Source organism: Paenibacillus sp. FSL A5-0031, from assembly GCF_001956295.1.
GTDB lineage: Bacteria > Bacillota > Bacilli > Paenibacillales > Paenibacillaceae > Pristimantibacillus.
The window spans coordinates 197,505-213,266 of sequence record NZ_MRTD01000001.1 but is presented as its reverse complement, the minus strand read 5'-3'; the positions used below and the strand labels follow the sequence as shown (position 1 = coordinate 213,266).

Sequence of the window (15,762 nt, the reverse complement as noted above, 5' to 3'; positions counted from 1 at the left end):
ATTCTTTTTTGACTTACTGTAATAATATTAGTTACAGAATGGGATGTCAAGTTTTGAGTAATCGAAATTAAAAAGAGAGCAATGCCATCATTACAAATGACATTGCTCTCTTTCAATTGTAGCATTTTAATCCTCGTTATATAGATCTTATCGTGGCTTCGGCATCAGCCAAGCGTGATCCGGATCGTTATAAAACTTCCAAATACGAACAGGCCCCGCCATTACGTTCAAATAATATACATCATAACCTGGAGGAGCAGATACAGGATGGTAGCCCTTAGGTACAAGCACAACTTCACCGTTGCCTACAGTCAACGTCTCGTCCAACGAACGATCGTCAGTATAGACACGCTGTACCGCAAATCCTTGCTCTGGCTGAACTTGATAATAATAGGTTTCTTCCAGCAATGATTCCTCAGGCAAAAAATCACGGTCATGCTTGTGCGGCGGGAAACTGGACCAATGACCGGCAGGCGTAAACACTTCTACGACGAGCAGACTGTCTGCATCTGCGGTTTCTGGCAAAATATTATGAACGAGCCGCTGCGTACTGCCTTCACCACGATTTTCAACCCCAACATGACCAGGTTCGATCAATCTTGCTGCGTGCGTACCGCTGCCTGGAGCCCAGCATACAGCAATTTGCAGGTCTGTTAATGCGGTAATCGTGAACTTATCCTCAGATGGAACATACACGGAATAAGGAGGAATTTTCTCAAAAACATTCATCCGGCGGCCGATGCTCTTCCATTCTGACTTCTCTGTAGAAACGTCAGCCTTTCCTCTAAGTAGGACAACGCAAGCTTCCCGCTCCTCTGTCAGACGGCTAAGTGATTGTCCGGCATCTAGCGTAAACACTTCAAAACCAACATAATCCCACCCTGCAGATTCTGGAGTAATCCGAAGGGTATTACCTTCCTGATCCGGAGTTTGGTTCGGTTTTACAATCAGTTCACTCATTTTCAAATGCCTCCCCTCGGGTATTTTGATCCATTGTCCATACATTTTAACAGGAGGATCAGAATCAACCGATCCTCCTGCTAACGAGCCGCTTACCAGCGGGAAGTGACCATTTTCTTCCTCGTAAAAAACTCGACACCGTCTGAACCGTTAGCATGCAAGTCACCGTAGAATGATTTCTTCCAGCCAGAGAAAGGGAAAAATGCCATTGGGGCAGGTACGCCCAAATTCACACCCAGCATACCAGCGTCGATCGTTTCACGGAATTGACGAACATGACTGCCATTTTGAGTGAAAATGCACGCTCCATTTGCTAGTTCTGAACGATTGGCAAGTTCAATCGCCTCTTCCAGCGTATCCACGCGGACAATCGACATAACGGGAGCAAATATTTCGTCCTTCCAAATCTTCATCTCACTCGTCACATGATCAAAAATTGTCGGGCCGACGAAATACCCTTCACCATTTGATGCCGCATCCGTACGTCCATCACGGAGCAGTACCGCTCCCTCTTCTGTACCTGTCGCAATATAGCCCAGCGTACGTTCCTTGTGCGGACCGCGGATGACCGGCCCTAGAAAAACATCTTTATCCATGCCATTACCAATGATTAGCTTATCAGCTGCCGCGACCAATTTATCAATCAACGTTTCAGACGCTTTCCCAACGGAAACGACGACAGCGCATGCCATACAGCGCTCGCCCGCAGAGCCAAATGCCGCGTTGATGATTTGAGTCACCGCTCCGTCCATATCGGCATCCGGCATGACGATGGTATGGTTCTTCGCGCCGGCAAGCGCCTGAACCCGTTTCCCTTGCGCAGTTGCGGTTTTATACACATATTCCGCGACGGGCTGGGAGCCAACAAACGAAATCGCAATGACGTCCGGGTGCTCAATCAGACCATTTACGACATCATGTGAGCCATGTACAAGATTCAGCACGCCATCCGGCAAACCCGCTTCTTTAAATAGCGCCACCAGACGATTCGCAAGAAGCGGCGTCCGCTCGGAGGGCTTCAGGACAAACGTATTGCCGCAAGCAATTGCAAGCGGGAACATCCAGCAGGGTACCATCATTGGGAAGTTAAACGGTGTAATTCCGCCCACAACCCCAATCGGATATCGGAACATACCCGACTCCACATTTGTAGCGATGTCTGGAAGCTGTTTTCCCATCATGAGCGTTGGCGCCCCTGCAGCGAATTCAACACATTCAATCCCGCGCATCACTTCCCCGTGAGCATCTTGATAGTTTTTCCCGTTTTCCAAGGTAATGATCTGCGCAAGCTCTTCCCAATGTTCAACTAACAACTGTTGGTATTTGAAAAGAATTCGAGCACGGCGTGGTACCGGCGTTTTACTCCATGTTTTAAACGCTTCTTTCGCATTTCGGACAGCTTGATCAACTTCATCCTTAGACGACAGCGGAACATAAGCCAAAATTTCTTCGGTTGCTGGATTGAATACGGGTTCCGTCTTGCCTGAAGTCGAGGCGATCCATTCGCCTCCAATAAAATTCGATAAAGGTATAAGTGCTTGCATTTGGGTCATCATTGTCGTTCTCCTCTCCAACTACGCTTGTTTGGAAGAAAGCATATATTGTTCAATCTGCTCCACTGTCGGCATGGCGTCCGAGCAGCTATGACTGGAAATAACAATGGAAGCTGACGCGCTCCCGAATGTCATACTGCGGCTGATATCCCATCCCTGCATAAGTCCATAGATAAATCCTGCTGCATACGAGTCGCCGGCTCCGAATGTCTTGATAACCTTAGCCGGGAAAATAGAACCCCGCTGTGAGCTGCCGTTTTTGCCATAAGCAATCGATCCTTCTTTGCCGTGCTTAATGACGACGATCTCGGCGTGGTAACCGAACCATTGCGCCGCAGTTACTTCGTCGCTGCGTTCGGTGTTGCCGTCGAACCGCTCCAGCATATCGAATTCCTCGCGCGTGCCAATAATAATATCGCTTTTCTCCGCTGCCAAATGATAATATATGGCCGTTTCCTCGGGAGATGCCCACGAATATGGCCGATAATCGATATCGAATATCACCTTCGTACCGTGTTTACGTGCGTAACGAAGCGCAAGAAGCACCGCCTCGCGGGATGGACTCTGTGCCAGCGCCGTACCGGATACGAGCAGCACTTTGCTTCGCTTGATCAACGATTCGTTAACTTCTTCAGGCGCGAGCAACAAATCTGCCACATTGCTGCGGTACATCAGTATGCTGCAATCCTCTGGGCTTTTGATTTCTGTAAAAGCAAGTCCGGTAACCGCTCCGGTCTGATCCGTTGTGATACCTGAAGTGTCTATGCCGTTATTTCGCAAGTATTGATCAATGAATCGGCCCATCTGATCATCAGCAATCTTGCCGATAAACGCTGTTTTCATGCCCAATCGCGACATACCGATGCAGATGTTGGCCGGTGAACCGCCCACATATTTGGTGAAAGTCATCGTTTCTTCCATAGGACGATTGATTTCGTTGGCATTCAAATCAATGCATAGGCGGCCGATTGCTACAAAATCCAAATCCTTATCGCCTGCAAAAGTAATCGTATCCATCATATCCCTTCTTCCCAATTAATAAGGGCGCGCCGCACTGATGTTTTGCTGCATCTGCTCATGCGCCTTCCTCACTTTGTCGCTCACAGACACCTCAGGTACACCGACATTCCACCATGAGTCATAACCATCCGTATTCGTTCCCGGTAGCACCTTAATTTCCACCAGCACAGGTCCTTGTTCCGCTTTCGCGTCGTGCAGCGCTTGCTCCAGTTCTTTCGCTGAGGCAGCTTTATATGAGGCAGCGCCTAAGCCGCGGGCAAGCAAAGAGAAATCAATAGGCATAAACGGTCCATCTAACCTTCCCGTCTCTTTGGATCGGAAGCGGAATTCATTGCCGAAGCCGTCGCTGCCGTGACCGCGCTGCAAGTTATGAATGCATTGAAACCCGTTGTTGTCGAATAGTAAAATGGTCAGCTTCACGCCCTCTTGGATTGCCGTAATCAGCTCAGAGTGCAGCATGAGGTAGCTCCCATCACCAACTAACGCATACACTTCACGATCCGGTTCCGCTAGCGCGACGCCAAAAGCACCGCTTATTTCATACCCCATGCAGGAAAAACCATATTCCAAGTGATAAGTGTTCGGTTCAGTTACACGCCAGACACGGTGCAAATCGCCCGGAAGGCTTCCAGCGGCACCAACGACAACATCCTTCGATTCGATGAATCCATTAATGATACCGAGTGCTCTAGTCTGGGTTAACCCATTGGCGCTCTCCAAGGCGTAGAGACGATCAACTTCACTGTCCCACTCCGCTTTCAACTCTTGAATATAACCGTCAGCATAGCTGGATCTGAATCTGCGATTCGTTAATTCCAACTGCAGTGCGACAATCGCCAACTTTGCGTCTGCTGTGATCGAATCCGCTTCCATCTTAACCGAATCAAATGAACTAACATTCAAGTTCAGAAATGCAGCATCGGAGTTGCGAAAAGCCGATTTGGATGCGGTCGTGAAATCAGAAAACCGTGTACCGACGCCGATGATCAAGTCTGCTTCGGCAGCTACCCGGTTCGCCGCCAGTGTGCCGGTTGTACCAACTCCGCCGAGGCCAAGCGGGTGATTCCACGGCACCGCGCTTTTGCCCGACTGCGTCTCAGCTATCGGAATGCCGAATGCTTCTGCAAATGCAAGAAGCTCTTTCGTCGCATCCGCATAGTGAACGCCTCCCCCTGCGATGATCAAAGGTTTCTTCTTGCGCATGATCAAATCTGCGGCACGTAAAATGGCATCCTGCTCCGCTGGACGGCGCTGCAGGAAATGGATTCGCTTCTCAAAGAAGCGTACTGGATAATCATAAGCCTCTGTTTGAACGTCCTGCGGCAGCGCTATCGTAACCGCTCCGGTGTCGACTGGATCAGTCAGCACACGCATCGCTTGTAGAAGCGACGACATCAGCTGTTCCGGGCGGACGATGCGATCCCAAAACTTGCTGACTGCCTTGAACGGATCGTTTGCCGATATGGAGTAGTCACTCGGAACCTCCAATTGCTGCAGTACGGGGTCAGGCTGTCGGGAAGCAAAGTTATCGCCTGGCAGAAGCAGCACAGGTATGCGGTTAACCGTTGCGGTTGCGGCGCCAGTCATCATATTAAGTGCTCCTGGGCCGATTGAAGTCGTGCAGGCAAAGATCTGACGACGGTTCTTCTGTTTAGCGTAAGCTGTAGCCGCGTGAACCATACCTTGTTCGTTCTTGCCCTGCACGAACAATAACTCAGTAGTTTCTCGCTCTAGAGCTTCGCCGATACCTGTGACGTTACCATGTCCGAAGATACCCATAACACCACGAACGAACTTTATCTCTTCTCCGTCTACAGACAAATACTGTTGATCCAAAAATCGCAGCAAAGCCTGCGCCATAGTAAGGCGAATCGTTTTCATCAGCAAAACCTCGATTCATTATAGATTGGATAAGGAAAAGCCCGCTGTTCCGGTTATTCAGATGCGGGCTTCAAGGTTAAACGAGCGTTTTTTCCAATTTCAATAAGTATTCCAGGCTAGCAGCCAGACTGTCCAACGGACTTCCTGTGCAGTAATCCTGCTCTACCGCAAACCACTCAACGCCGCTTCGCAATCCCCATTGCAGGATTGGAGAAAAATCAATAACTCCTGATCCGATTTCAGCAAAAGTCTCTCTGCTGTCCGCAGTCATGTCCTTCAAATGAAGAATCGGCATACGATTCGCGTAGTTCTGAATGAAGGACAGAGGATCTTGCCCAGCTTTGCGAACCCAGTACGTATCAATCTCAGCGTAAATGGCTGGATCATCAAGCAAGTACTCCAGTGCAAATTTACCATCTATGGATGTATGAAATTCAAAATCATGATTATGATAGCCAACGCGATATTTCGTACCCTTAACTTTAGCAGCAACTTCAAGCAAGTCTTTCTTAACGCTTTCATACCCTTCTGGATTTTGCAGCCCATCCGGCAGGGAGTGACAGATAAAGTCTTTCGTATCGAATAAGCGAGCCTCTTCCAGCACAGCATCTAAATCAAACTTCATTCGTTCCAGCCCTACATGCATGCCAGCGGTACGTAATCCGAGTTCCTTCATCACCGCAGCAATTTCTCGTGCTTCATATCCGTGCAGCCCATCGATTTGAACGGCCGCCCATCCCATTTCACTCAATTGCTTCAGCACCGCTGGAAAATCCTTCTTAACTTCGTTTCTCAAAGTGTAGAGCTGAGCCGCCAATTGATGTTTGATCATTCCGCAATCTCCTCCTTTTTCAAATCCAGCCATTCGACTTCCCCAGCAGTTAATGGTAGATTCATAGCCATAACCGAATCATGAAGCTCATCAAGATTTCGAGGTCCGATGATTGCACATGTTGGGAAAGGTTGATGAAGAACATAAGATAATGAGATTTGAATCGGCGTTACCTGTTTCAGCTCCGCTAGCTTCACCGCTCGTCGGTATCGCTCCCAGTTGTTGTCGTTGTAATACACTCTCACCATTTCCGAATCAGAGAGATTGTCTGGTGTAAAATGGCCTGAGAAAAACCCGCCTGCCTGCGAAGACCATGACAATAGCGGTAGTTGGTTGCGCTCATGCCAATTGCAGGTTTCCTCATCAGCAGACACACAGCCCTCCCACCTCGGCTCTTTCGCTTTGGCAAGACTCAGGTTCGTACTGCTAAACGTAAAACCTACTAGCTGATGCGCCGCCGCGTATTCGTTCGCTTCCTGTATGCGCTGATGCGACCAATTCGATGCGCCAATCGCTCGAACCTTCTTCGTTTCAAGCTGCTCATTTAGCACTTCCATGATTGGCCCAACCTCGACGGTCGGATCATCTCTATGAAGCGCATATAGATCGATATAATCTGTTCCCAACCTCTCCAAGCTTTCGTCCAGATCCTTTCGGATGGCTTGCGGATTCACCCGTGGACCTGGACTCCCATCATCGTGGTGAGCGCCTTTGTTCATAATGACTACTTTTTCCCTGATCTTCTTCTCCGCCAGCCATTGTCCCAAAATCTTCTCTTTTCCTCTGTACTGATGGGCAGTATCAAACATATTGCCGCCTGCTTCAATGTAAGCATCAAGCATCAACCGTTTTGCATCGTCCAATACTCTCAGGTCTCCCGTTCCCATAATCAACCGGGACATCGGCTTGTTCACACCTTGCATCTCCATCATTTCCATATGAACACTCCTTTCATGCTGCACTTATTCTGTTCTTCCTCTTTCAATAGAGGCATCAATCGAAGTTCGAAAATGTCTCCAACAAAACGTTTTAAACAGCTCATCATTTTTGTTCAACAATCTGTATGGTAGCGATACCATAAAAGGACAATCATGTTTTCTGGAATCGCTACCATACGGTAATTGAAGTCAGTATAATAGATTCTACCCCGTTTTACAATAGCCTCTAAAAATTACTTTCCTCAACTAATCCGAAAATGTTGAAAACCCTTTCATTAAACATGAAGTACTGTGCATATTCAGTCCTTGCAAAAAAGGAAAAGCCGCCCTGTTGAGCTCGAGCGGCACTCCCCCATTCATTATTTATTGATCATGTTATACAAGATTACAGCCGATTCTGCTCTAGAAAGTGGAGCCAGCGGAAGAATGGAATTCCCATTTCCTTTGAGAATTCCATTTTCAATCAACGCCGTCAAGCTTTCCATCGCATAGCTCGCAACTTTTGCTTTGTCGTTAAAACGATCCAGCCCAGCTGACGTGCCTTCGTTCAGCTTCATACCGGCAGCCTTCATCGATTTGTGGAGTAGAACGAACGCGTCCTGTCTCGTAATCGGTTGAAGCGGATTAAATTTATTGTCTCCGCTGCCATTAGTAATGCCAAGCTTTTTGGCGATCATCACTTCATTATAATAATAGGAAGAAAAACTGACGTCGTCGAAATTCGTATCGATTGGAGCTGTTAATTCAAGCGCCTTAACAAGCAGGACGATAAAGTCCGCTCTTGTTATAGTGGCTGAAGGATTGTATTTTGTTACAGACGTGCCATTAATAATTCCTTTGGATGCCAGCACTTCGATTTGCTTTTTAGCCCATTTCACGTTCTCGAGATCATCGAATGTTTTATGAACAAACATGACCGCATATTTGCTGAAATGAGTTGTCGTAAAAGCAACCGTTTTTGTAATTGGCTCATATTTGCTGTTCGGTACTGTGATCACTTTACCAATGTTATTAATGTACCCTGCTACAATATGCTCCGAATCGGCTAACTCGGCATCCGATGCTGTATATGGAACTGAAATTTTCACTCGAGCGTGTGGATTGCTCCAAGCAACCTTAGCTCCATCGATATACACATCAACCTCAATAATTGGTCTATCGCCAATCTGTTCCTGTAAAGCTGGATCAAGCGATGTTTTATCTACGCTCGCAATAACTAGCGCAACCGTCTTCGCTCCGGACAAATCCTGTCCGCTTAGCATATTGGCAGGTATCGTTATTGTTCCAATTGCAGTCGTTATCTCGATCAAATGCGTCGCTAGATCAGAATGGAGTGCTGCTTTCGGAAGCTCAACGACATACGCTTTTGCTTTATCCGCTTTCTGCACCTCGACTTTAACCGTTTTCACACCATCATCATCAGCTGAAGATGTGCTAAGCGCTTTGTTCCAGTCTCGCTCTTCAACCACGGCCTTTGCTTCTCCCGTTCTAGCATCAACTTTAGGCACTAAGTTAATTAAACCTTTGTCGTTTGTCACGTCGGGAGTGACGACATCAACGACATCATTTTTTGCAAAACGAAATCTGCTGCTGAAATCAAAGGGAATGTTGTACATATCTCCGGGACCAATCAAGAATTTCGTGTCCAGGTATGAACGCTCCCCTACCGGAATGCTATCAACATATGGCGAGAACGTCTTCACACGAATCTCCTTTGACTTTTCATCAAATTCAAAAAAAGATGTCCAACCGTTGCCGCCAGCGATATCCGATTGATAGTCAGTTAACACTTGCAAGACTTCATTTCCATTAGCCTTCTTCTTCACATTCAGACCAGCACCGCTAATATGTCCGCCTACCATCATGAATACTTGATCATAGTTCTCGACAAGGTCTCGCCAAAATAAGCTGCCCTGACCGCCTTCGCTTACTTGGCCATTCCCATCGATCGTCATAATATTATGCGAGAAGATGACGGTTGGCATTTTCGGGTTCTCATTAAGCACCGTTTTGGCCCAGTCTCTTTCTTTTGTATTACTCGAATTGTTCCCCACTGAGTCTACCGCAAGGAACATATACTTGTAGCTGCCGGCTGTAATGATCGAGTAGGTGCTTAATCCCGAAGGCGAAGCGCCCTTGAAATGTTCCGTGCCAGCAAATCTATTGGGGCCCATGGTATCCAGATAGCCAGAGCCATTCAAATCGTGATTGCCGCGAGTAACAATATAAGGCACATTAGCTTGATCTAAAATCTTATAGGCCTTATCGGCAGAAGCCCATTCCTTGGCTGCACTGCTTTGTGTCGTGTCGCCAACATTTACAGTCATCGCAATATTCTTGCTAACATAATTGTCTGCAATAAACTGTAGCTGCTTCTCAAGAATTTCCGGTTTGGATTGCACCACATACTGTGGATCTGGAATGATCGCAAACGTATACGTATCTTGTGCAAACATCGGAAGATCATTATTAGTCCCGTAATCTACCTTATAATTGAACTCCGTTTTAATGAATTGGTCATTCTCCAAAGCTTTACTGGAGACCCTGATATGTTTGATTTTCCCTAAAAAGAGACTGCTTGGCGCTTTATCCCACTCATAAGCTCCGACATTCCACCCCATGCCCGCTTCGGCTGCGATTCCATTTATGATTTCGTCCGTTTCAGGATTGCGAATGGATTCTACACCATTTAGGAATAATCGAGTCTTTGAGCCATCATTCACAATTGCAACGTGTGTATAGCCATCTGACTGTGCCCAAGCTTTAATAGCTGAAAGTGAGTTCGACCAGTTCGATTGGATCTCGTTCGAGCTCGAGTTCCCATGCGTACTTGCCCATTGAACTTCGCGAATGCTTGAAATGGAGAGCGTTGATAGCGGCTCCTGTTCCCCTGGATCAAAAGTGTTATTCCCTTGACGGGTCAAAATTCCCATCCAGTTATTAATTCTGGAGCCAAGCTTAAACTCTGCCTCAATCGTAAAACCTTTATCGAAGCTTTCCCTATTGATTGGTGCGCCTGCTACTGTCGTCAAATATTGGCCATCTTTTTTATCATTTGCAAAATCAAGAGCACCGTCTTCAGTAAATGACAGCCTATTGTCTCCCGGAGTTCCAGCAACGGCCATTTTAAGATCATTGCCCATGCCGCTCCTATCTTTTATAACCAAATTGCCTGCTTCGATAGATGTTCCGGGCTGCACATTTGCTTGGGAAAATACCCAATCAGCAATTACGGAATTCTCAGGATCAGTGCCAGGTATTTCGCCTAAAGTCAGTTCAACAGGCTCTGCTGCCTCCTGCTCATTGTAAAGCTCAAACTCGCTGATCGCATATTTATGATCGGCATTTAAATTCGCTGCCCATAGCAGCAAATAAATGCCTTTCAACCCTTTATAACCTTCACCGTAATATTCCTTATAATTGGGAAGATCAATGGTTACACTCTCGTAAATGTCTGGACTATCTGTCTGCCATGTCGGTTTATAGGCTTTAGCATTAAGCTCCTGCCATGTGGTGCCATTTACAGAAGTTTCAGTATCGATGACGGTTATACCTTGCTGCTGTGCATTATTGACGACAAGAACTAGTTTATTAAAATCTTGAAGATTATCGTCGTCCCATTGCAGCATAATCCGATGCGCAGGATTAAACTCACCTTTTGGGTTCAGGTTTGTAATAGCAGCACTTTGGAAATACGTCTCCTCATCCCCGTCAGCAAACTTGAGCGGAGAATGCTCACTTGAGTTATCGTAATCATTTCTAATTAAGTTAGCTGGCTCTCCATCTTTATTCAAATATGTCGCACTTACAACCGTAGCTTCAAGCGCTACATTCTTGTTTCGTTTTACCGTTAGCGTATAGGTTTTTGTTGTCATGCCATCCGCTGCTTTGGTAACGAATACGATCTTACTATTGCCCATCGGCAGCTTCGCTGTAATCTTCTGTCCGCTGACGACAGGAATATCGTTAACTGTCATCGTGCCTTTTTTGTTTTTCAGCCGTGGCTGAATCGTAATGGCATCTACTTTTGTATTAACCCTTGTTGTATAATCGTAGATTTCGCTATGAAAAACAATGTTCTCTTTTCCTCCACTAACGACTAACTCCGACAATGACGCTTCGCTGTTTGCATCCAACACCGTTATTGTACTTTTAGCGACAAATCCTCCGTCTAATGTTCTGGCCGAAATCTCAGCAGAGCCCGGTAATTTCGCAAATACCTTACCGCTCTGATCCACGGCAGCTACATCAGCGTTGCTGCTGAACCATTCATATGCTTTGTTCGTTGCATTGCTTGGTAAGATCTCAGCAGTCAGCTTCATCGTATCATTCGTATAGAGCGTTCCGGTTGAGGGGGAAACCTTAATGCCAGTTACAGGAACAACGTCACTAGTAACCGTGATGCTAGTGGTTGCCTTTTTGTTGCCATCAACACTAATTGCCGTAATAACTGCTTTCCCTCCAGCTATTGCAGTTACTTTTCCATTGTTGTCTACTGTCGCGATCTGCTCATTCGATGTGTACCAATTAACACTCTTCTCGGTCGCTCCTGCTGGTAAAACAACCGCTTCTATTGCTTCCGTATCTCCTACATCCATTGTAAGTGTCTCTGGAAGGCTTATAGCATTCGCAGCAATGTAGTCAAGATTTACTTTTGTTTTATCCAATTGGAATAAATCCGCTACTCCCCCGTTAAGGACGACTTCTAGTTGATAGAGGTTTCCGCCAATTGGCGTCAATTCAACAGGTTCCAGATCTCCTGTAAGTCTACTTACTCTCTTAATCGCATCCTTATTGTATTTTGCTAGATTTAATTGCACCGTAATCGTCTGTTCCGTATCTGCACCCTCTCCGTGCTGATCCACCGTTTTGCCGTTACCTAATGTCAGTCCATTCATAACCATAAAATATTCCATGTCTGTGGAGTTGAAAAACGACTCTGTATCTGGCAGAGGTTCAAAAAAACCAAGCATTACATCGCCATTAAGTCCACCTTGAACGCTGGAGTTTTTCGAAACTACGCTCCTTAAATAAGGATGCTTTAGCTGAGTATTCTTATCAAATATTGGTGTTTCTCTAGGTGTTAGGTTTTTAACGATTCTTCCGTTTGAATCCTTATGCTGCCCCGGCAAAATAGAGACATCTGTGCTATTGAGCCGTACAAGATGCGGTCCAAGGTTGTTTATTTGCCTTGCCATTTCGGCATATTGCTCATATTGCTTTGTAGGTTTACCGTCCTTGTCAAAAAACAAGAAAGTGTTGCTGTCATACTCCCAGCGGAACATGCTGAGCCATTTGCCGCCCATCGTCAATGTGGCGAACGGAACGCCATATATTTGAGATTCAGTTATAATATATGGACCTACATCTGCAGGAATCTCACCTGTCTTAAAGCCAAGCAAATATTGCCCGAAAGCGATCGGACTTTGCCCGGTTCCGTCATATCCTTTCAGTGCAATCGTTCTTTGGTCATTAATGTTATTGACGATTGTTGTAAATAGATTGTTGTCCGAGCCTCTCGTTGAGAATAAATAATCGTCGAAAGTGAGCAGGTCAGGTTCGGCCGTACGAATGTACGTTTCATAATCGTCCCTTTGCCATTGACGCGATTGTTGGTTGCTGTGAGCGAGGACATCCGGATAAAGTTTGTGGCTTAGCTTGAACCAATCCGTAAAGGTTTTCAAGATCGCATTGTTGTAGTTTTCTTCATCTCCAAATGATATCGTAATCAGCTTATCTACATTAGCTTTTTGCGCATCACTCAGAAATCCCGTCATATCTTTTTCTTTCGGGCCGCCTCCCAAGCCATCTCCGAATGCCCCTTTTACAAACGACCATTGTGCTTCTGGCACCTGGTTATGGAACGTTTGGTTATAGCCCGGATATTCGTAATAGGTAGCCGTAGTAAAATGACTGTTTTTCCATTCCTCTGCATTAGCGTATTTCCGACCTGATTGATCCGTTGTCATCCACGTCTGCATTTGCAGCCCCTTATCAATTAAAACTCTGCTCGCGCGAGATAACGTTTTTGGTGGAATAACAGTTACAGTCCTCACTTTGGTAACCGAATCTCCTGCTTGGTTAGTTACTGTATAGTTCACCTTGTAGATGCCGCCTTTACTCGTATCGACAAGACCAGTCGTTTGAATATCGGCCGTAATATCTCCGTCCTTTGAATCGAATGCTTGTGCTCCGCTCTCCACATAGGTATCGTTCAAAGATAAACTCAATTCCGAATGACCGTTTAACGAAATAATAGGCCAATTAAAACCCGGAACCTGTTTCATTTCCTCATCTGTCAGCGCCTTGTCATAAATTTTGAATTCGTCGATGAGCCCCGGCCACGCATTTGTCACTTCCGGCTCTCGGTCAGCTCCAATCCGAAAATCACCACTATTCGATACTAATAACGTATCGTCCGTAGCAGCTTCGAACGCACCATTGACATAAAGCTTAACCTGGTCACCCTCTCTGCTAATGGCAACATGGTACCACTTTTTAGGCTCAATTAATGTTGCTCCGATAGTCGTTTTTCCGCCAAGAGAGGATTGTAATCTACCATCTGCTCTGCGTGATAGCAGTGTTTCTCCGCCCTCACCTTGCTGCTGAACAATAACAACGTCTCTGTTTGTATAGGTTGAATTGAAATTGACAAGCAGGCTCATGGAGAAATCGCTGCCTGTATTTATTAAATTCTGATTCGGTACAGTCGCGTAACTAAGATAACCATTTAACAATAAAGCTCTTCCTACCTTGCCGCTTCCTATTGCAGCATCGGTAAGGATAGCATTGTTCCGCTTCAACGTGTCCGGAGATATGCCATCCTTCGACACTTCATCAAATTTCCATTCACCAACTAAACCGGAAATCGTCGTAGGTTGACTGCTATCATCAGCATAAGCAATAGCATGAGGAAAACCGATACTGATACAGCTAATCCACAAACTCATAACCAAAATCATGCTAACCAATCTCTTATTTCTCATAAGTAACATAAATAACCTCCTACATTCATTTGATAGAATAATAAATTCAACGCTCACCCACCTGTTGTTTAATGTTATATATGTATTTGTTTGCGTTTACAAAATATAAATAAAGAGGAGGATTACCCTCCTTTTTATCTCGACATCACAAACGAAGCCAACATTCTCGCGCCGAAACCAGTCGCACCGATAGCCTGCTGGCCACTCGCGGAGGATGAATCTTTTGGACCATTCATGTCGATATGTGCCCATTTCAATGAAGGATGGACAAACTTGCGTAAGAACAGTGCCGCTGAAATCGCACCTCCGCCATCACCGCTGCTAATATTGCAGACATCGGCATATGTGCTATCCAGATACGATTCGTATTCATCTAGGAGTGGCAGCTGCCATACTTTCTCGCCAAACGGCTCACCTGCATTTTTACACAACCCCACTAACTCGTCGTCGCCGAGTATACCTGCAATCTTCGTTCCTAGTGCGCCGACGACAGCGTAAGTTAACGTCGCCATATCGATCGCTTCCACTGCCCCTATTCGATGAGCATGGATCAACGCATCAGCGAGTATGAGTCGGCCTTCCGAATCGGTATTGCCTACTTGAACAGTAAGGCCGTTCGCGTATCTTATCACATCGCTTGGCAGCAAGCTGTTCCCTGATATAACGTTCTCTGCAGTCGGCACCAACACCGCTATGTTGGCGGACGCACCGCTCTTAACGACGATATCCAGCGCTCCAAGCACACCTGCCGCTCCGGCCATATCCATCCTCATACTGCTAATATCGTAATCTTTTTTAAGGCTGATTCCCCCGGTGTCGAACGTAATTCCTTTGCCAATTAGAGCTGTAAGCGGTTTTGACGCATCCGTACAATATCGAAGTTCGATAAATGCAGGCGAATATGCACTTCCTTTACCAACCGCTATTACGCCGGCAAAACCTTGCTTCTCCAACTCCTCGCCAGTATAGACATTAATCTCCACACCAGTTCCGGCAAAACGCTCCATCACTTTGTCCGTTAGTACTAACGGGCGCAAATAGTTGGCTGGTTCATTCGCAAGATCGCGCGCCCAGATCGTACCTTCAGCATGAATTTCCCCTTGGCGAATAGCCTCCTGGATCTCCAAACCGGTCTGTCCATCGAAAGAAAGGATCGGGATTTCCAGCTTATCTGACTTCGTCTTATATTTATCGAAGGAATACGTACCCAGTTTCCAACCTTCCACCCATGCCGAGATTGCTTCTGCTTCTTGATCGGATGCTATATTGGCATCCCACAACGCTTGAAAAGAAACATGCACACGACCACATTTCTCTTTGGCTGCTGCTCTTCCCGTGTTGCCGGCTGCTTCCCTAATCCGAACAGGGTGAATTAGCGAGGCATTACCCATACCTACGATAACAACATCCGGTTGTCCTAGACGACCATAGAACCACGTTATTGCATCTTTGGCGCCCATATGTGGTCTCAATACCGACACATCGAACAGATGCCGGACTCGCGGCAGATCCAGAATCCGTTCTACATTATGTTCATAAACCGGATAAATTAAGGTTTGTGTATTCTTTTCTGCTTGCTGATCGATACTCAC

8 protein-coding genes are annotated in these 15,762 nt (G+C 46.2%); all 8 read right to left on the bottom strand.

What is annotated here, in order from left to right; translation table 11 throughout:
• Positions 1–147: 147 nt before the first annotated feature.
• The 8 genes from iolB to BK120_RS00790 all read right to left on the bottom strand — a co-directional run bounded on the left by iolB (position 148) and on the right by BK120_RS00790 (position 15,762).
• Positions 148–960, bottom strand: coding sequence for a 5-deoxy-glucuronate isomerase (gene iolB, locus BK120_RS00825; protein ID WP_076265579.1), 813 nt, complete (start codon positions 958–960; stop codon positions 148–150).
• Between the two features lie 92 nt (positions 961–1,052).
• Positions 1,053–2,516, bottom strand: a complete 1,464-nt coding sequence (locus BK120_RS00820) for a CoA-acylating methylmalonate-semialdehyde dehydrogenase (RefSeq protein WP_372238944.1) — start codon at positions 2,514–2,516, stop codon at positions 1,053–1,055.
• A gap of 18 nt (positions 2,517–2,534) precedes the next feature.
• On the bottom strand, positions 2,535–3,530 hold the full coding sequence (iolC, locus tag BK120_RS00815) for a 5-dehydro-2-deoxygluconokinase (RefSeq protein WP_076265578.1): 996 nt from the start codon (positions 3,528–3,530) through the stop codon (positions 2,535–2,537).
• Between the two features lie 18 nt (positions 3,531–3,548).
• The gene (gene iolD / locus BK120_RS00810) at positions 3,549–5,414 is read right to left on the bottom strand and encodes a 3D-(3,5/4)-trihydroxycyclohexane-1,2-dione acylhydrolase (decyclizing) (protein WP_076265577.1); all 1,866 of its coding nucleotides are present in this window, start codon (positions 5,412–5,414) and stop codon (positions 3,549–3,551) included.
• Positions 5,415–5,490: 76 nt separating this feature from the next.
• The gene (locus BK120_RS00805; RefSeq protein WP_256710747.1) at positions 5,491–6,246 is read right to left on the bottom strand and encodes a sugar phosphate isomerase/epimerase family protein; all 756 of its coding nucleotides are present in this window, start codon (positions 6,244–6,246) and stop codon (positions 5,491–5,493) included.
• Positions 6,243–7,184 (bottom strand): aldo/keto reductase, encoded by a 942-nt coding sequence (locus BK120_RS00800; protein WP_076265576.1) that lies wholly within the window; start codon positions 7,182–7,184, stop codon positions 6,243–6,245. The genes BK120_RS00805 and BK120_RS00800 overlap by 4 nt, the downstream gene beginning before the upstream one ends.
• Before the next feature lie 359 nt (positions 7,185–7,543).
• Positions 7,544–14,179, bottom strand: a complete 6,636-nt coding sequence (locus tag BK120_RS00795) for a LamG-like jellyroll fold domain-containing protein (RefSeq protein WP_076265575.1) — start codon at positions 14,177–14,179, stop codon at positions 7,544–7,546.
• A 125-nt stretch (positions 14,180–14,304) separates the two neighbouring features.
• Positions 14,305–15,762 (bottom strand): leucyl aminopeptidase family protein, encoded by a 1,458-nt coding sequence (locus BK120_RS00790; RefSeq protein ID WP_076265574.1) that lies wholly within the window; start codon positions 15,760–15,762, stop codon positions 14,305–14,307.